Consider the following 19,162-nt stretch of genomic DNA (forward strand, 5'->3'; position numbering starts at 1 on the left):
TTATCAAGCAACATAGAACTTTGCATTTGTCTTAGTCTGAAAACTTTTTCAGATTTCTCAATTCAAGTATTTACAGCCAAACCTTCAAGGTATCACTAACTTTAGTATTGGCCTTAGATTTGCTAAGTATTCATTTAAATCAGTTTATTCACTTAAAATGCCATTTAGAATTTTGCTTTCAAATTGAAAATAGAGACATTACTAGATCGGTAGTCACCCTCAGGGCCTTTTTCACCTACAAATTTGATAGGTGCATTATCATCAATTAAAAATAAGATGGTCGCAACATCACCTAGGGTTTTCAAATCAAAGTTATAAAATACACTCACATGGATGTCTAATCCATTGATTATTTTAATGAGCTGTTCTTATTTTATATTTCTTATCACCAGTTCATATTTTCGAATCGTTCCTCCATTGATGCCAGATAGCTTGTCTAACCGATCTTGAATCAGGTTACGCAACTTACGGAAGGAGCGGATTTTATCACCGATTTTCGTGGTTGACCTACTTCCTAAAAATAATATCACATAATTTAATAAAAATAAACACATAAGTAACTGGAAATAGGAACAATTGTTGTTGACAATATAAGTAGTTACAAATGTGTATGAGATTATTTATCTAAATCAAGTATTATGCCACACTTCATTAGTAAAGGTGTTCTAGAAAAGAAATTTACTATGTAGACTTGGAGCCGTTTAGAGACATCCAATGTTTACTAAGTAATATGACCAATAACGTAAACAAAATTGCAAAGTACATGAATTAGTCAGGTGTCATCTATAACAAAGATATACAATCTATGCGACAAGACATGTATAAGTTGTTCAGAGAAGTTTGGGATATTCACAGCTTATTACTGAAAAGAATTCAAAAACAATAAGAATATTAGGAGCAAAAAGAGTATGAAATATATATGAACAAACAAGAATTACTAGCAAAAGAGAAAGGATTATGTTTAGGTTAGGTGGATTTGAGAATCTTATTAAAGAACTAGATGCTATTAGAGATAATTTCTAGGAAGTGCAAGATATTACGAGAATTTTAAGAAAGTTTATCAATCAGATATGAAAAGGATGTTAGAGGAATTAGTCTAGTTTAACCAGAGTTTTACCAAGAGTGATGAGCTTTGATAGATAGAATCGAATAACATTAATCTGGGTGTCGTAGAAATACGACACCTTTTTAAATGAAAAATTTGATTTTATCTGATATAATGATCTTTAATAAGTTAAAAAGTTAAAGATGAAGGTTTATCTAGGAGGAGGCTATGCCTCAATATAATTTTATTGCAGGTTATATAGAGCTTAACCCTTTTTCTTATGGCGTAAGGAATGAAGCTTGACGATTTTTTATAGATGATAGTAACTACCTTTAAATTTCCAAATACGAATTATTTGAAGACTTGAATCCCTATACTAATGCAAAATTTATTACAGGAATAGGTTTTAGAAGAAAGTTTTTAGAAAGCCCAGAAAAAGCTTTTAAATTATCTCAGGTCGGCCTAGAGAATCGAACGAGTGTAGAGATCTTTTCAATCTGTCTAGGTGAAAACAATGAAGTAGAGAAGAAGTCATGCTAGATTGATGAGTTAGATGAAGAAATATTAAAATGGGTTTTCTAATATGGTAGTATTAAAATCATATTAGTACGATAGAGGAAAGAAGTAAATAACATAGCATTTGATTACAGCAAAATTTGAAAACTACTTGATGAGAAGAAAATGCACAAAGAAGACTTAAAAATAGATACAGGCATGTCATCAACAACTCTTGTTAAGCTAGGCAAGAATAAAATCGTAAGCATGGATATTTTATCAAAAATTTGTGGAAGTCTTAAATGTTATGTGAGAGATATATGTGAATACAAAATGAAGGGTGATATCGATGAAGTTTAAGAGTGTAGAAATTAAAAATTTTAGGAACTTTGAAAATGTGCGAATAGATTTAGACAACAAAAATATTTTTTTTGGATTAAATGATGTGGGTAAAACTAATTTTATAGCAGCTCTTAGATTCGTCTTTGATTATGAAATTAGGAAAAATAATTTTGTAGATTCTGATTATCATAGAAAACTAACTAAAGATCCTATAGAAATCATTGTAAATATTGATATTAAAGAAAATACTATTGATACACAAAAACTTCGTGCCCAACTAAAGGGGGCAATCGGTAGTACAGATAATGAGGTAATAATTAGATTATTAGGAGAGTTTGATAATAACGAATTAATTGGTATTCCGGTCTTGTTTTGGGGTGGAGATTTAAATAATCTAAAAGAGATGAAACAAAAAGGGTTTATGTTTGAGTTAGATTATGTTTTCGAGGTAATACATATTGATTCTTATGTAGATATCACTGCTCTTTTTAAGAAAAATATAAAAAAACTTTTAAAGACTGATTTGGAAAATCAGACGAGTGATGACGACAGGGATATTCTTAATGAGATAGATAAAAGTATTGCAAGTTTAAATAATAATATTTCGTGTTTGTCTAGTGTCAAGCAGCTGGAAGAAAGATTAAAACCACAAAACAATGCATTTATTGACCCAGGAGTTGAAATTTCAATAAAATCTGAAATAGCTGTAACTGGTTTATTCTCTAATATAGTTCCGTATATTCACCAAGAGGATGATGAGAACTTATATCCTACTTCAGGTGATGGTATGCGAAAAATGTTGGCTTACTCGGTTTATGATATTCTAGCTAAAGAAAATTTAGAAAAAAAAATACTTTTATTTTTTATAGAAGAACCAGAAAATCATTTGCATAAGTCAATGCAAATTTTACTTTCGAGTATTTTATTTACAAATAATCAATATAACTACATATTTTTAACTACACATTCACCATATATTTTATATGAAATGGATAACGTAAACTTAATAAGAATATATTCAAAGTTACAAGTTGCAAGTAAAAGTATCATGTATATAGTTCCGATTGATTATAAAAATAGTAAAAGAATCTTAAATAGATTTCTATCTGAAGCACTATTTGCCAGTAGTGTACTTTTAGTTGAAGGACCTTCAGAGGAAATTTTATTTACAAAAGTTTTATCTATGTTATCACCAAACTTTGAAGCAGATGGTATATATATTTTGCCTATACACGGGGTTGGTTTTAAACCTTATATTTCCATACTAAAGCCATTAGGAATAAGAGTTGTAGTAAAAACTGACAACGACTTAAGAAAGATTAATGGCAAGAATAAGTATAGTGTCTTAGGCTTATCAAGAATAAACAAGTGTATAGGAAAATATGCTTTACCTACTGATGCTGTTGAGGAAAATACCATAGATGCAAAGCGTGAGTTATATGATAAGAATCAAAAGATTTTAGATAATCTCCGAGAATCGGATGCGGTATTTTTATCAAGAGTAGATTTAGAGAATGACCTGTATGAATGTCTTGGACAAAGATTAGTACAAATTCTTGGTGATAATAATCCTGTAAGTTATTTACAAAGTTCTAAATATTACAATATGTATGAGCTAGTACAAAATCTTGAAGATAAAGATTGTGAGGAAATTTTTAATAATTACAATTTTGCTTGTTTAAAGAGAGTGATTGATTATGATGCATAGTACTAAACAACCTACAGAACATCAGAAAGATATAATTAATGCTCCGGGGAATCTGGTGGTTTCAGCTAGCGCTGGTACTGGTAAAACATACACGATGGTAGAAAAGATTTTTAAAGACATCAACGATAACACAACACACAAGTCAGTAGCTGCTATAACATTCACTATTAAAGCGGCTAAGGAAATTAAAGAGAGATTAACTATAGATACTAGTTCCCATTTTATTGGAACTAATAATAGTTTTGTAATCGAAGAAGTTATAAAGCCATTTGCAAAAGATATTTATGGTAATGAATTTGATAAAGATATGGACACGGATTATTATTCGGCTGATGTAAAAGACTTTGATTCAGGAGTATTTAAATTAAAGGAAGAATCATTATTAGGATCATATGGAAATAACGCGGGGAATTTTATTTTTGAATTAGCTCTACATATAGTAAAAAATTCCAATGCTTGCCAACTTTATTTAAAAGCTAAATACTTCAAGTTGTACATAGATGAATATCAAGATTGTGATGGAGATATGCATACTTTCTTTATGTACTTATGTGATAAATTAGAAATCGAAACATTTATTGTTGGAGATGATAAGCAATCAATTTATATTTGGAGAGGAGCACATCCGGAAGCATTTAAAAGTATATTTACAAAAAATAATTTTACTAAGAAAGTTTTATATGAGAATTTTAGATCATGTAAACAAATACAAAACTATACTAATTTACTATTTGCTCAAACCGGTTGTTACTACGATCCTTTAGAATCAAATGAGAGCATTAATCTAGTCATTGCAACAGAAGAAGACTGGTTTATTAAGGTGTCTAAAATAATAAAAAAAGAGTTACCATTTGCGTTACTAAGATTTAGAAATGATAATGCTGAAAAGGGAGCAGAACAGCTCAGAGAAAGTGGATTAGATTGTATCTTTGTACCTAAAACACCTATTTCTAATATTTCGACTGAAACTACCTGGATGTATACATCCATAGCCAAATATTTGATATTAGAAAAGTACTCTGTCTATGATTTTATTTCAGATATTCCTGCAGAGGGAACTAATAATACTAAAGTAGTAAATAATTTGAAAAATCATCTAAAAGTAGTTGAAAAAAGTAAAGATTTCTATGAAGATTTTGTTTCTAGCGTGATATCACTTGCAGAATACTTAGGATACAAAACAAAAATTGACCACATAAAAAAGTTATATGATACTGTAATGGATGATAGATATCATAATGCTTTAATAGATTTACAAAATAGGAATGTTGCCTTTACTTTTCACTCATCAAAAGGATTGGAATTTGAGCAAGTAATTATATTTTCATCAGACTATACATTAAGTAACCAGGAAAGTTTATATAATCATTATGTGGCATCTTCGAGAGCAATAAGCAAACTTATTATAGTTCACTTCAGCGGGAATTGCTACTCAAATGCCTTTATTAAAAATCTTCATAAAATAATGAACGACAGAGGAGTGAACATTAATAGTTTAATACGTGTGATTAGTTAATTGTGGAGGTAGAAATGATAACTCAGAGAGAACAAATAAAAAACAGAGAAAGAGTTCGTTAAAAAATGGGAAGGTATAGGTTAAGAAAAAAGAGATTCAGCAAGATTCTGGTTGTCACTTATAAATCAAGTATACGATGTAGGGAATCCAGTAGAATTTGATAAATTCTTACTTGATAACAAAAGTTTTTATTGATGGCTATATACCGACTACTCATGTTCTAATCGAATAAAAATCAATTGATAAAAAGTAATCCAGCGATTGCCCCATATATACGAGTATTTGAATGCAAGATCATTTATAAATCGTAACAATCATGATGAAATGGATTATAGTTTATATCTAATTGATTGTCCTCCGCAAATAATTAATAGCTATTCCCTGGTCAAAAATGTAGTTAAGAAAGTACAAGAGTTTAGAACATATAGTGATGTTGAAATCATTCAGAAATTGACAGATAGATCAGCTTTATTTTTCCAAACTCAAGTTCCAAATATAACAAATATTGAAGTTCCAGTAGCTTTATCGTAAAATAGGCGTTATATATCTATGGATTTTATGCCTAATAAAGGTTGATACGAATGCTCTATTTTATGTGGATAATGCAATTATATAAGGATTCGGGATATTAACTTCAAATGTTCATATCTAATGGATGAGAGTCTTTTCTGGATGATTAAAGCGTGACTACAGGTATTCTAATACCTTAGTTTACAATACATTCCTGGGCCAAACTTAGATAAAAGAGTTGTTTCTAAAATAGAGAACACTGCTCAGTCCATATTGGTTGAGAGAGTATTATATCTAGAATACTCTCCTACTGATCTATATGATGAGTTAACTATACCTGTCGAACTAAGAAAAACATATCAAAAGAATGACAAGACTATCATGGAGGCAATGGTTTCGATTGGAGGACTATGACAGAATCAGAGTGCGTAGCAGAACTTCTTAAACTATATAAAATATATGTAGATGATTAGTTCGTAATTGTAACAGACACTTAGAATATTGTAAGGAGGTGTGAGTATGAATGATTTAATAGAGATACTTAAAATATTTGGTCCAGCTACTGTTGCAGCAATCTTTAGTTACTTAGGTGCTACTAAAAAAGCTAATTCAGAAATTTATGCTGTAAAAGAAGCAACGGCGCGAGAACTAGAAAGTATCAAGGCGGATACAGATAGAGAAATCAAAAAAATAAAGGCTGACACAGAGAGAGAAATCGAAAAAATTAATGCGGAAGCTGAAAGTAAAATAAAGATATTGGAGGCAGAAAGTAAATCAAAAAATAATGATAAGTTGAATGACATGCTCTTAGAAATGATGGGTCCATTATTTTTTGAACCTAAGAAATTTCAAAAGATTGCAAAATTAGGTAATAATCCTTCTGCAGAAGACATTATAAAAATATTGGGAGAAGATAATTAAGAAAAGAATTAATTCGTTCTTAAAATTAAAGCATAGTTGAGAACGAAGAATGGGAATAGACATGAAAAAGTTAAAAATCAATACAACCAAAAATAATGCGATAGAAAAATAGTTAATACATATAATATATTTTTAGAGCAAAGAACATGATAAAGTGCTTAAAATTTATAAAAAAGTTTATTCTTTGTGAAATTGTGTGTAAGTATATTGTAGAAGTTTAAAAACGTTAAGTTAGAGTTAAGTTAGAGATTTAAACCCGTAGCAATACGTCACCTTAGATATGAGACATACTCCAGCTGCTATGTATCTATATGAACGCGAAATATTTAGTCGTGTGCTTGGTTAAGTATTTTCTTGAGCCGAGAAAAAAGGCTAGAAGCCATGTGAAAAATTAAGACATGGGATTTTACATAGTATGAATGAAAGTGATATAAGAGAAGTTTGTGATTGAGAACTATGTCTACATAAGAACATGGATGATTATCTTACTTATTTTAAAATTAGCAGAACAAGAATACGCTGATTATAAGACTAAAGTTTTAATCACGGAAGCTATGTATGTAATTGAAGACAGAAAGTTAGGATTCTCTTATACTAAGATGATACTATTCCTTAAAAACATAGAATAATATAAATAGAAAACACCCATTGTTTACAAAGATGACTCTTAAAAAGCTCTGTAAGTAACCATTTCAACTTATATTTCAAGTAGTGGAATAAAATAGCTCGAAACGCAAGTTTCAATAATGGATAATCTGCCTTTTATTCATAAATTGTGAATATCCAACGAATTGAAGTTCACACATAAAATTTTTGTAAGTAGATTGAAAGATAAAGACTATAAATAAATTATAGAAATTAATTAGTTATGTATTTATGTTGGATAGTTAATAAACTTATCTTTTTTTAAATAAATTTTGATATATAAGATTTTAAATTAGGAGAGATGATTGAGCTTATTATACATTAAGGTGAAATATTATAATTTTAATGATTTAAGTTTGGGCTAAAATTTAGAGAAATCTGAAATTATTAAAAATACTTACTTTTTAATAATATTTCAATAAGATATTAATCGGTGATTTTAATTATGGATATTGAAAGAATTTTACAAATAGATGACGATATGAAAAGAAATGAAGGGTTATATAATTTATTTGATGAAGAAAAAAGACTACTAAGTAAAGCTGGTCAGGTTGAGAAGATTACTACCTTACGTGAGATCTCAAAATTAATAAATAAGGATTCAAAAATATTAGATATTGGTGCTGGCACTGGTGTTTATAGTATTCCTTTGGCAGAAAAAGTTTCGGAAGTGGTTGCTTTTGAGCCTGCTAGTAATAATTACAAGCAGCTTACCTCTAAAATTAGAGATAAGAATTTACAAAATATTACTGCCCAAAATAAAAGTTCACTAGAAATGAATGATCTAGAGAGTGATTATTTTGATGTAGTATTGCTTTTCGGACCTATGTATCATTTATCGAATGAAAAAGATAGGGCAGAAACTTTTAATCAAGCCAAAAGAGTATTAAAAGATGATGGATACATTTTAATTTCTTTTATTAATCATGATATGATTCCTATGACTGAAACTAAGTTTGATTGCAATTTTTTTGAAAGCAATACTTACATAAGTGACAAACAAAGGCTTATCAATAGACCATTTGTTTTCTTCACCCTAGCAGAATGCATTGAAATGATTGAGAAAGAAAATCTTAATATTATAAATAAAATAGGTTCAAGTGGTTTTTCTGAAATACTAGGAGATCAAATAAATAAGATGAATGATTTGTCTTACCAAAATTATTTAGACTGGCATCTAGCACATTGTGATAAGGAAGAATTACTAGGGGCTAGTAACCATTATTTATTTGTATGCAGGAAATAAATATCTCGGAAATTAGTTTATCGTAATAAAGGAGTATAAATTGCTAAAAATTATTGTTTTACTAATGTTTATAGTTCCAACAATCTATAATTACATAATCCATAGAAATAATATAATAAACACAAAAAAGAAACCTATATTTGGATTTATGTTTGCAATATTTGCTTTGGTTGCTAGTGGCTTGTGCTATAGACTTGATAATACAGTATTAGGATATGCCGTTGCTATCTCAGCAGTATTATTGATTCATACCATAATATTCTTTCCGGGTATCAGAAAAGATGGTTTCAATATTTTCTTAGGAGCAAGTCCAATTTTAAAATTTGTAAGCTTTGATAAGGTAAAGAGTGTTGGTATTAAGTCAAGTAAAAATAATGATCTAGAATTGACAATAAAGGCACATGGTAACACTTATAATCAAACTTATGACTTAAAAGATAAAGACTTTATTATAAAAAATATTAAAGACAAAACTAATATAGAAACTAATATTTGAACAAAAAAATAATACTAGTATATTAACACCAACAATTAAAACGGAGGTAAATGTACATTGATTTTATAAGCAATATGGAAATTTTGATACTATTTTTTAGCCTATTTAGGCTAGTTTAGTATGCCATATTGTGAATAAGATCTGTATGCTTATGCTAGGAGAGGTCTATTCGCTTTTGTGAGTAGGCCTCTTTTTATATTTTATTTTTGATATGGCATACTTCCTTAAGGAGGATTTATGCTTAATATAAAAAATTTAACTATTAGTTTAAGAGATGATGATAGGGTTATTTTAAAGGATTTCGATTTTGTTTTAAATGATGGAGACAAGGTGGGGCTAATAGGCGAGGAAGGCAATGGCAAGTCTTTGCTTTTAAAGGCCATTGTAAATAGAAAAGCGATTGAAGGCTACTGTGATATAAGTGGCGATATTTTTAATAATAATGATATAATCGCTTATTTACCGCAATCATTAGAAGAAAAATATTATAAATATACTACTAATGAGTATTTTTATGAAAAAGTTGATTTAAATTTGCTAGATTATAACAAATTGTATAGGTATATAGATGAGTTTAATTTACCAGAGGGTATCTTATCAGATAACAAAAAAATGGAAAATCTATCTGGTGGGGAAAAGATAAAATTTATGCTTCTTATAGAGGTGCTAAAAAATCCCACTATATTTCTATTTGATGAACCTAGTAATGACCTTGATTATAATTCTATGATTTGGCTTGAAAATTTTATGAAAGAATTGGATATTCCGCTAATATTTGTATCTCACGATACTGAGTTATTGTCAAATGTAGCTAATAAAATAATCCATTTAGAGCAGGTAAAAAGAAGGACTGAGGCAAAACACACTATTTCTAATAATTCCTATGAGGATTATGTCAAAAAAAGAGAAAATTTTATAGATACGGAGATAAATAAAGCTAATAAAGATAGGGAAGAGTTTGATAAAAAATTAGACAGATACAAGAAAGTCCATGATTCTGTTGAGCATAGCCTAAGATCTACAAAAAACGATGTGGAAGGTAGGTTGCTTAAGGAAAAAATGCACACGGTAAAATCTATAGGAAGGCGTCTGGAAAAAGAAGAAGCAAATCTTACCCAAAAGCCAGACTATGAAGAAGCAATTGATATATTTTTTGATGAAGATATCAAAGTGGCTAATGGTAAGCAAATATTAGATTTTAAACTCGATGAGTTAAAAGCTGGCGATAAAATATTAGCTAAAAATATAGAGCTTAAAGTAATTGGTCCTGAGAAAATATGTATAGTAGGTAAAAATGGTGCAGGAAAAACTACCTTATTAAAAAAGATAAAAAATGAATGCCAAGAATTAAATCTAAAAATAGGTTATATGCCCCAATCTTATTTCGAATTTGAAAAGACTGATACCAATGCTATAGAATATCTATCCGATTCTTTTGCAAGAAATGACCAAACAAAAGCTTCAAATCTTTTAGGAAGTTTAAATTTTAAAAGAGAAGAAATGTTTAGAAATATAGCTGATTTATCAGGAGGACAAAAGGCAAAACTATTTTTTGCAAAGATGAATCTGGATAAAGCAGAAGTTTTAATATTAGATGAACCAACCCGAAACCTATCCCCACTATCTAAACCTGAGATAATAAAAGCTCTTAAAAATTACAAAGGAGTATTAATTACAGTTTCCCACGATAGGGAATTTATAGACCAAGTTTTTGATAAGGTGTATGAGTTGGATAATCAAGTCTTAAATATAAAAACTAGAATATAAAAATAAATAAAAATTCCCACACCAAAAGGATGTGGGAAAATTTTATACATTTATATAATCAGTAAACACAGCAGTCATACCAATATCATTTAAATCATCTACTACATCTTTTGTAGTTCTGATATCATCTATCTCAAACTGGCTGCCGCCGCTGTGTTGGTTGTTTTTTGATCTATGGCCTATGGATGTGTCTACTGATGCTGAGACTTTTGTTGCTGCGTATTTTACTGCTAGATTTCTAAAGTCTCTTGATTCTCTAGTGGATAGGGTGATGGATGCGTATGGTAAAAATATCCTGATTGCTAGCATGATTTGGAAAAATTCCCTATCTTCTACTAGATTTTTAAAGATTAAACTTTCATCTGCACCATGGGTTGGTCTTATTCTAGGCAGGGATATGGCTATTTCTGCTTCTGGATATTTTTTTTGAACTAGGCTTGCGTGGATTCCTAGTTTGAAGGCTTCTTCTATTGGGTCTCCTAAACCAAATAGTGTTCCAAAACCTACTCCTCGCATGCCTCCCATTATTGCTCTTTCTTGAGTATCAATCCTATAATTAAATGATCTTTTGTGTCCTGCTGGGTGGTAAAAATCGTATGTTTTTTTATTGTATGATTCTTGAAAAACTGTTACGAAGTCTGCTCCAGCCTTTCTTAATTTTTCATAATCTGCTACATTTGCAGGATATATTTCTACTCCTATTACCTTAAAATACTTTTTTGCTATTTCACAAGATTTTTCTATATAATCGATTGAGGAAAATTTTTCGCTTTCTCCGGTAAGAATAAGTACATCTTCTATACCTGTTGCAGCAAGGGCTGCCATTTCTGCTTCTATTTCATCAAAGGTTAATTTGGCCCTTTTAATATCACTTTGCGCCCTAAAACCACAATATTTACAAGAATTTTCGCAGTAGTTTGCTATATAGATTGGGGAGAAGAGATTAACATTGTTACCAAAGTATCTCATTCTTTGTTGACGTGCCTTTTCTCCCATGGCTTCTAAAAATATACCATCTTTGTCATTTAAAATATTGTAAAAATCTTGGTAGGATAAGTTATCTTTGTCTAAAGATGACTTTATATCATCATTTGTAACTTTAAAATTTTTAACTTTTTCGTATATAGTATCGATTTCTTCCTTTATATCTGAATCGATTATATCCATTCCTGGAAAATATTCTTCTACATTTTTTATATTCATATTAATCAAAAAAATCCCTTAATGGACTTGATGGATCTGCTCCAGAGTCCAGTACACGTCCTGGTTTTGAAAGATATGCAAGTCTGCCACCTTGTATGCCTAATTTAAAGGCTTCTGCCATCTTAGTTATATCTCCAGCACTTGCTATACCAGTATTTGCCATAATTGCAGCAGCTCCCATTTCCATTGCTTCGGCTGCTTGTGATGGAGTACCTATTCCAGCATCAACAATAATTGGTAGGTCGATTTCATCTATAATTATTTTTATAAAGTCTTTTGTAGCAAGTCCCTTATTTGATCCGATAGGACTAGCAAGTGGCATTATTGATGCTGCACCGGCATCTCTTAAATCCCTGGCGTAGTTTAAATCTGGATACATATAAGGAAGGACTATAAAGCCTTCTTTTGCTAAAATTTCAGTAGCTTTTAATGTTTCTTCATTATCTGGCAGTAAATATTTAATATCTCTCATGATTTCAATTTTTACAAAATCACCACAACCCATTTCTCGAGCAAGTCTTGCAATTCTGATAGCTTCGTCTGCATTACGCGCTCCTGATGTATTTGGAATGATTGTAACATCTTTTGGTATGTAATTTAATATATTTGCCACTTCTTTTGTGTTTGCTCTTCTTAATGCTACTGTTATCATTTGAGCTTCCGCACTTTTTATGGCAGCATCGATTAGTTCTGGGGAATATTTCCCGCTTCCTAGTATAAACCTTGATGTAAATTTCTTACCACCAAGCTCTAAATAGTCTTTATTTTCCATTATAATCTCCTGTTAGAATTTTTATAGCTGTTAAGGCCTCAAGATTTGCTATGATTCCTACATAGGCAAGGTATAATCCTTGATCTGGATTTGAAGTAAAATCACCTATCAAAGTAACATTATCTATTTGCTTTATTTTTATATCGCTAAGCTCACCTAGACCTGACACTCCTGTGCCTGTGATAAGATATTTATCTTTTCTGCCTACAAAGTAGTCAAATAGCATAGTTTTTGATTCCTTATTATCAAAGGCTTCTATAAATATATCTGTCTTATGGGCTATAGTGTGCACATTTTCATTTGTTAGATAGATATTTTGGTTGTGGCACTTTACATAGGGAAGAGTGGACTTAATTTTCTTTTTAGTTAAAAGAGCCTTATCTCCTCCTAGCTCATCAATGGTAAAATTTTGACGATTTAGATTAGAATATTCTATAGTATCAAAATCATAAAGGTAAAGCTCGCCCACACCAGCGCGGGCTAGGGTCATAGCAATATTTGACCCTAAACCACCACATCCTAGAACAGAAACCTTAGCATTTTTTAGCTTTTCGTTTACTTTTGGATCTTGTCTTTTTAAAACTTTTTCTCTAATATCATCCATTTTAACCTCCTCCAACAAATGAAAAAACCTCGACTTTTGCTTTATCTTGTAAAAAGTAATCTTTGAAGTTTTCTCTTTTTACTAATTTTTCATCAACTTCTACAGCTGCAAAGTCTGGGTTAAAGTTAGCACGCTCTAGCAAATCATATAGACTTTCATTTTCTAAAAAATCAAAATTTTTAGAGTTTACTTTTATCATTTTTTCACCTCCTCATCAAAAAAAGCGCGAAGGAAATACCATACCCGTGGTGGTATGCCCCTTCGCGCTTAGTGCACTCTCAACTTAAAAAATATTTAATTATCTAAGAGACTTAAATTTTATAAAATAAAAAGACTCTACTGAGAGAGTCTTAAAACTTAGCTTTATAGTTAGCTTTCTTTCGTCGGTATTAGCCGCATCAAGTTTTAAGGGTTGACCAAAGTCTCTCAGCTATGAAGCACCCCTAGCTTCACCTACATTATAGGACATAGTTATAAAAATTGCAAGGATATTTTATATTTTTATGAAAAAAATATTATAAAATCAATATTTTAAATGTAGTATAATACATTTTAAGATATATAAAGGAGATTTATATGCGATTTTGGCATGAAGATTTAAAGAAAAATTTAATACAAAAGGAAATTGAAAATTGATGGGAAGATTAAAAATTTATAGAAATAAAATAATTTTATTGCTTATATCCATATTTTTATTAACTAGCTGTGAAGGAGAAAAGAAAGAAACTCCAGATATAGTAAATTTAGAAGAGAAAGAAGGCAAAGGACCGAGTTTAGAAGAGTTACAAAAATTTCTTTTTGAAAAACTAAATGGCCAGCAGCTTGTAAGAAATTATGGTGAAGATACTGGTTGGACTAATCTTGAGTTTACTGAGGATGGTAACTTTACAGGATCATATTTTGGGAAAATAAAAAATGATGGATTTGATGCTGGTCTTACAGAATATGCTTGGATTTGGCATAGGGGTGAGGAAATCCATACATCAGATTTTAAGGGAAAATTTAAAATTCTTGAGCAAATGAATGATAATGTTTATAAAATGCAGCTTGAAAATTTTGAAATTACTTCAGAATATGGACGATATGATGATATTTATTTTAATGTAGATTTTGCTTTGGGAATAAAGCCAGATGCTGATTATTATCTATATATACCAGGTACACCTGCATCTTTATTGCCTAATGAAGATAGTAGATTAGATAATAATTATAAAAAAGAAGATGCCACAGAAGATAAGACTCAAGGATTTATAATTTGGAATAAGTATGAGGATGAGGTCTTTAATCAGTTGTCTTTGTAGGACTTTAAATAGTTTTCTTAATTTAAATTTTATCCTAATATTTTTGTAATTCTTAATATTATTAAAAGTCGAGTATTTATTAATTTCTAAAATAGAATTCGCGAAGCGAACTTCTACTAATCATTGCCCCACGCAGTGGCGGTGGGGGTTTAAAGGGTATAGGGGGACCGGGGGAAAGGGAGTAAGGGGTCTCCGTTACCCCTTAACCCTATCCCCCGAATCGAAGTAAAAAATTAGAATAAACAAATTATTTTATTATATAATTATATAAAATATTTTTAAACTTTTTTCTTCAATATCCTCATTGCCCATAGGACTGCTATTATTGTAACTCCAACATCTCCAAATATTGCTGCCCACATATTTGCATATCCTAGTAGTCCTGCTATTAGGATTCCTATTTTGACAGCCATTATGAAAATCACGTTTTGCCTTACTGTTCTATTGGTAAGGTCTGAGATTTTCATTAGCTTGCTCATCTGGCTAAATTCTCCGTTAACTACGAGTATATCGGATGATTCTATAGCAAGGTCAGATGCTGTTTCTCCCATTGATATACCAACATCTGCATTGGTAAGGACTGGGGCGTCGTTGATACCATCTCCTACAAAGACTGTAGGAAGTCCTTTATCTTGGTAGCCTTTCATAATTTCTAGCTTCTGGTCTGGCATTACTTCTGCAAAGTAGTCATCTAGGCCAAGTTCTTTGGCTGTTTCTTCAACTGCATTTTTGCCATCGCCTGATACTACAGCTATATTTTCAAAATGGTTGTGAAGATCTTCTATAGTTTCAAATGATTGGTCTTTGATTTCATCTTCGATTATTACTTTTGCAGCAAGTTTGTCATCTATAGATACATAGATTGCCCTGTCATTTTCTTCTCCATCATAGCCAATAAATCTAGCAGAACCTATCTTGATTAGGTCGCCATCCTTGCTAGTAGCTCTTATACCAAGGCCCTTTTCATTGGTCACTTCTTCAAACAAATCATGTTTTTCATCACGGTCTAGACTTTCTACTATCCCTTTTGCGATAGGATGGGTACTCATTAGCTCGATATTGTATATATAATCGAGGATTTTTTCCCTATCATGGTCAGTAAAATATTCTATATCTTTTACTTTGAAATTCCCTGTAGTGAGGGTTCCGGTCTTGTCTGATAATAGGACTTTGGCATTGTTTAGTCCTTCAAAATACTGGCTTCCTTTTATAAGGATGCCATTTTCACTAGCTAGGCCAAGGCCTGACATAAAGCTTAGTGGGACTGATAGTACTAGGGCACATGGGCATGATATTACTAAAAATGTAGCTGCCAAGAATATAGACTCATACCAATCTCCTCCAAAAAATAGGGGAGGGATGATAGCTACTATAAGCGCAATAGCTACAACAATTGGGGTATAGACTCTGGCAAATCTTGTTACCATCTTTTCACTTTGAGATTTACTTTCTGCGGAATCTTCTATAATCTCCATAATCTTTGCTGCAACAGAATCATCAAATTCTTTCTTGGCTTCCATTTTGATAATCCCTTCAGTAAGAAGCGATGAAGATATAATCTCAGACCCTACTTCGGCTTCTACTGGCATGGATTCTCCAGTAACAGAGGATGTATCAAGGAGGCCGTGACCTTCTATAACTACACCATCCACACCAATTTTCTCACCATCACGAACCAGGAGGATATCTCCTACTTCTACATCATCTAGGTCGATTTCTGTAGTAGAACCATCTGGGTTTACCTTATTGGCCACATCAGGCACTAAGTCTAGGAGTCCTTCTATGTTTTGGCGGGACTTATGGCTTGCTATATTTTCAAATAAATCACCAAAATTATAAAAAAGTATTACAGCAATTGCTTCTGTATATTTGCCTAGGAAGAAGGCTGCAATTGTTGCTATAGTCAAAAGGAAGTTCTCATCCATGGCCTGGCCACGGATGATTCCCTTAAACCCTTTTATCAAAATATTCCATGCTGAAATGAGGTAGACTATCAGAAAACCTACTTTAATCCATATATTTTCACCTATAGTATTACTTAATACTGCTAATATAGCAGTAAACACACCTATAGCTATAAGTTTTCTAAGCTCCTTTTTGTGAGCATCTGTCATAGACTCAAGCATATCCTACCTCACTAAGACAGTCCCTGGCTCAAGCTTATCAGCAAGTCTATTAGCCTCATCAAAGATAGCATCTTCATCAGCACCATCAGCTAATTCCATCTTTAGCTTCAAAGTTAGGAATGATAGGTTAGCATCATTCACTCCATCAATTTTCTTAACAGCCTCTTCAATCTTTGCTGCACAATTTGGGCATAGGTCATCACTTTCTACTTTGTATTTTACTTTCATTATATTCTCCTATTCTTTAATATGTTCTAATCCTGTTTTAAAAATTGTCTTTATATGATCATCGGCAAGTGAATAATATATAGACTTGCCATTTCTTTCTGATTTTACTAAGTTACTATCCTTTAGATACTTAAGCTGGTGGCTAATAGCTGATTGGCTCATATCAAGAGCATCAGCAATGACCCCTACACTTATAGGACCATTAAATAGCTTGTGGAGGATCCTAAGTCTAGTAGAGTCTGCAAAAACCTTAAAAAGGTCCGAAAGCTCCATTATATCCTCAAGTCTCGCACTTTTTATCGATTCATCCATGTTACCTCCTTACTAAATTTGAACATGTGTTCATATGAGCATTATATCATATATATATGTAAAGTCAACTTAAAAAAGCCTAGCTTAGCTAGGCTATCTTTTCTACATTTCAATAATTTGGCCAATATTTTGTTTTTCGGCAGCTTCTAAGATTTTTTGCCCTACAACTAGGTCTAGGACAGCAGAGCCAGTTGTTTCAAAAAATGTAATTTCATCAGGGTTTTCACGACCGGCTATTTTACCTAATAGTTTTTGACCAAGTTCTCCTGTAATATCCTTATCGGGATTAAAAATTCCTTTTTTGATTGGCTTTATAAAATCCCCAGATTCACTCACTGCACCATCAAAGGTATCTACATATATTTTATCGGCATTTGTAATTATATATTCTGGAATTTCGCTCATTTCTGGAGTATAGGAACCAACACCATTTATATGGCAACCTTTTTTTACTTTTGTGCCATCAAATACAGGGTCTTTTGCGGTAGTTACAGCTGTGATGATATCTGCGTTATCTATTGCCTGATCAGCTGAATCAACGGCTTTAATTTCAAATTCAAAATCAGATTCAAATTTTTCTTTCATACGCTTTGCGAAATCTTCTGCACGATCTTTTGAAATATCAAAAACCCTTACTTCTTTAATATCACGGACATTCAAAACTGCTTCAAGTTGTGTTTCTGCTTGGCCGCCTGTTCCAAAAAGAGCAAATATTTTGCTATCAGGATTTGATAGCTCATCTGTAGCTGCTCCTGAAATGGCACCAGTACGCAAGCGAGTAAGGTAGGTTCCATCCATTAATGAATTTACTTGACCAGTTTCACTATCTAAAGTAACCATGGTAGCAGGCACAGATGTAAGATTTTTGGCAATATTATCTGGATAAACAGAAACAATTTTCACACCCAAGGCACTTTGGCTTGGCACATAGCCATACATATATAAAGATTGTCCCTTATGCTCAGCTACATCTAAATTTGCACGAAGAGGAATATCTGCTCCACCACTTGAATAAGCTTTTAAAGCATCCTTTGTAGCTTCAATAGCAGCCTTCATATCCATAACTTTTTTTATATCAGTTTCATTTAAAACACGAATTTGCATAAAAACTCCTTTCATAGAATTTGTATTATTTTGATTTAATTATATAAAAATATTTTGTTAAAAACAATTTATTTTGAAAAATCGGGGTATAAAAAGAACAAAAGGAGACTTGATATGGCTAATAAATTATTGGAAGTGGATAACTTAGAATCTTGGTATGAGACTGATAAAAATATTTTGGATGGATGTAGTTTTGATATAGAAGAAAATGAAATAGTTGCCCTTGTTGGTAGCAATGGATCAGGAAAAACTACCTTGATAAAAACTATTACTGACATTCATCCCAAATTTGATGCTGGTAGCATAAATTTTAATGGGAAAAACATTGATTTTTCTAATGAGGATTTTAAACTCAATCGTATTGCTGTATTTTCTGAAGACAATAGTTTTAAATACTGGACCTTTCCAGAATACAATGAATTTTTGCATAAGGTTTATAATAGGGAAATTGATCAAGAATATCAAAATTATATGATAGAAAACTTTAATTTTACCCAGTACATAAACAAACCTGTAAAAGAACTTTCCATGGGCAATAAAAAGAAATTTTTTATAATTGCAGCCCTAGGTTTAAAACTACCTTTAGTAATTCTTGATGAGCCAGTGGATGGATTGGATTTTGAAGGATCTGTATTTCTTTATAAAATTATGCAAGATTACAAAAAATACGGGTCGATTTTTATGGCAAGTCATATTTTAGAATCAATTACTAAATCCTGCGATACATATGTTTTGCTAGACCATGGCAAATTGTCAGAAAAAAATAAGGTCGACAGCAGCCTAACATCTGAAAAGATTTTACAAAGTTTTAAGGGGTAGGC

At 31.3% G+C, this 19,162-nt stretch carries 20 protein-coding genes, 1 pseudogene and 1 riboswitch; of the genes and pseudogenes, 13 read left to right on the forward strand and 8 right to left on the reverse strand.

The window, feature by feature from the left end; genetic code table 11:
* Nucleotides 1-638: 638 nt before the first annotated feature.
* The 11 genes and pseudogenes from ACF3NF_RS05630 to ACF3NF_RS05680 form a co-directional block, all read left to right on the forward strand.
* A pseudogene (locus ACF3NF_RS05630) lies at nt 639-886 on the forward strand (plasmid mobilization protein); the annotation flags it as partial.
* 840 nt (nt 887-1,726) lie between these two features.
* Nucleotides 1,727-1,900 carry a helix-turn-helix domain-containing protein gene (locus ACF3NF_RS05635; RefSeq protein ID WP_394022538.1) on the forward strand — a complete coding sequence of 58 codons (174 nt, stop codon included), beginning with the start codon at nt 1,727-1,729 and terminating at the stop codon, nt 1,898-1,900.
* Nucleotides 1,890-3,590: an ATP-dependent nuclease gene (locus tag ACF3NF_RS05640; RefSeq protein WP_394022539.1), complete on the forward strand. Its 1,701-nt coding sequence runs from the start codon at nt 1,890-1,892 to the stop codon at nt 3,588-3,590. Before ACF3NF_RS05635 ends, ACF3NF_RS05640 begins: the two co-directional genes overlap by 11 nt.
* Entirely contained in the window at nt 3,580-5,106 is a 1,527-nt protein-coding gene (locus ACF3NF_RS05645) for a UvrD-helicase domain-containing protein (RefSeq protein ID WP_394022540.1), read from the forward strand. Before ACF3NF_RS05640 ends, ACF3NF_RS05645 begins: the two co-directional genes overlap by 11 nt.
* 282 nt (nt 5,107-5,388) lie before the next feature.
* A complete protein-coding gene (locus ACF3NF_RS05650) occupies nt 5,389-5,637 on the forward strand; it encodes a hypothetical protein (protein WP_394022541.1) in 249 nt (82 codons plus the stop codon).
* A gap of 252 nt (nt 5,638-5,889) precedes the next feature.
* On the forward strand, nt 5,890-6,030 hold the full coding sequence (locus ACF3NF_RS05655) for a hypothetical protein (RefSeq protein ID WP_394022542.1): 141 nt from the start codon (nt 5,890-5,892) through the stop codon (nt 6,028-6,030).
* A gap of 105 nt (nt 6,031-6,135) precedes the next feature.
* On the forward strand, nt 6,136-6,537 hold the full coding sequence (locus ACF3NF_RS05660; protein WP_394022543.1) for a hypothetical protein: 402 nt from the start codon (nt 6,136-6,138) through the stop codon (nt 6,535-6,537).
* A gap of 443 nt (nt 6,538-6,980) precedes the next feature.
* Entirely contained in the window at nt 6,981-7,166 is a 186-nt protein-coding gene (locus ACF3NF_RS05665; protein ID WP_394022544.1) for a hypothetical protein, read from the forward strand.
* A 461-nt stretch (nt 7,167-7,627) separates the two neighbouring features.
* Nucleotides 7,628-8,428 (forward strand): class I SAM-dependent methyltransferase, encoded by an 801-nt coding sequence (locus ACF3NF_RS05670; RefSeq protein WP_394022545.1) that lies wholly within the window; start codon nt 7,628-7,630, stop codon nt 8,426-8,428.
* A gap of 40 nt (nt 8,429-8,468) precedes the next feature.
* The gene (locus ACF3NF_RS05675) at nt 8,469-8,924 is read left to right on the forward strand and encodes a hypothetical protein (protein ID WP_394022546.1); all 456 of its coding nucleotides are present in this window, start codon (nt 8,469-8,471) and stop codon (nt 8,922-8,924) included.
* A 237-nt stretch (nt 8,925-9,161) separates the two neighbouring features.
* Nucleotides 9,162-10,691, forward strand: coding sequence for an ATP-binding cassette domain-containing protein (locus ACF3NF_RS05680; RefSeq protein WP_394022547.1), 1,530 nt, complete (start codon nt 9,162-9,164; stop codon nt 10,689-10,691).
* Nucleotides 10,692-10,733: 42 nt separating this feature from the next.
* On the opposite strand, the gene thiH is transcribed toward ACF3NF_RS05680, so the two are convergent.
* From thiH to thiS, 4 genes are read right to left on the reverse strand one after another with little or no spacing between them, the layout of a single operon-like run.
* Nucleotides 10,734-11,894: a 2-iminoacetate synthase ThiH gene (gene thiH / locus ACF3NF_RS05685; protein WP_394022548.1), complete on the reverse strand. Its 1,161-nt coding sequence runs from the start codon at nt 11,892-11,894 to the stop codon at nt 10,734-10,736.
* Nucleotide 11,895: 1 nt separating this feature from the next.
* A complete protein-coding gene (locus ACF3NF_RS05690; RefSeq protein ID WP_394022549.1) occupies nt 11,896-12,666 on the reverse strand; it encodes a thiazole synthase in 771 nt (256 codons plus the stop codon).
* The gene (gene thiF / locus ACF3NF_RS05695) at nt 12,656-13,270 is read right to left on the reverse strand and encodes a sulfur carrier protein ThiS adenylyltransferase ThiF (RefSeq protein WP_394022550.1); all 615 of its coding nucleotides are present in this window, start codon (nt 13,268-13,270) and stop codon (nt 12,656-12,658) included. The genes ACF3NF_RS05690 and thiF overlap by 11 nt, the downstream gene beginning before the upstream one ends.
* Before the next feature lies 1 nt (nt 13,271).
* Nucleotides 13,272-13,469, reverse strand: coding sequence for a sulfur carrier protein ThiS (gene thiS, locus ACF3NF_RS05700; RefSeq protein WP_203126265.1), 198 nt, complete (start codon nt 13,467-13,469; stop codon nt 13,272-13,274).
* Nucleotides 13,470-13,628: 159 nt separating this feature from the next.
* Nucleotides 13,629-13,725, reverse strand: a riboswitch (TPP riboswitch).
* A 180-nt stretch (nt 13,726-13,905) separates the two neighbouring features.
* Here thiS and ACF3NF_RS05705 point away from each other — a divergent pair.
* Nucleotides 13,906-14,571, forward strand: a complete 666-nt coding sequence (locus ACF3NF_RS05705; RefSeq protein ID WP_394022551.1) for a hypothetical protein — start codon at nt 13,906-13,908, stop codon at nt 14,569-14,571.
* A gap of 278 nt (nt 14,572-14,849) precedes the next feature.
* Here the strand turns inward: ACF3NF_RS05705 and ACF3NF_RS05710 are convergent, their stop codons facing one another.
* From ACF3NF_RS05710 to ACF3NF_RS05725, 4 genes are all read right to left on the reverse strand, one after another.
* Nucleotides 14,850-16,697 carry a heavy metal translocating P-type ATPase gene (locus ACF3NF_RS05710; protein WP_394022552.1) on the reverse strand — a complete coding sequence of 616 codons (1,848 nt, stop codon included), beginning with the start codon at nt 16,695-16,697 and terminating at the stop codon, nt 14,850-14,852.
* Between the two features lie 3 nt (nt 16,698-16,700).
* The gene (locus ACF3NF_RS05715) at nt 16,701-16,925 is read right to left on the reverse strand and encodes a cation transporter (RefSeq protein ID WP_004812500.1); all 225 of its coding nucleotides are present in this window, start codon (nt 16,923-16,925) and stop codon (nt 16,701-16,703) included.
* Nucleotides 16,926-16,934: 9 nt separating this feature from the next.
* Nucleotides 16,935-17,237, reverse strand: a complete 303-nt coding sequence (locus ACF3NF_RS05720; RefSeq protein ID WP_203126271.1) for an ArsR/SmtB family transcription factor — start codon at nt 17,235-17,237, stop codon at nt 16,935-16,937.
* 102 nt (nt 17,238-17,339) lie between these two features.
* Entirely contained in the window at nt 17,340-18,341 is a 1,002-nt protein-coding gene (locus tag ACF3NF_RS05725) for an ornithine cyclodeaminase family protein (protein ID WP_394022553.1), read from the reverse strand.
* A 114-nt stretch (nt 18,342-18,455) separates the two neighbouring features.
* Between ACF3NF_RS05725 and ACF3NF_RS05730 the strand changes: the two genes are divergently transcribed.
* Nucleotides 18,456-19,160, forward strand: coding sequence for an ATP-binding cassette domain-containing protein (locus tag ACF3NF_RS05730; RefSeq protein ID WP_394022554.1), 705 nt, complete (start codon nt 18,456-18,458; stop codon nt 19,158-19,160).
* The last annotated feature ends 2 nt before the right edge of the window (nt 19,161-19,162 follow it).

It is taken from the genome of Anaerococcus martiniensis (genome assembly GCF_043187485.1).
Taxonomy (GTDB): Bacteria; Bacillota; Clostridia; order Tissierellales; family Peptoniphilaceae; genus Anaerococcus; species Anaerococcus martiniensis.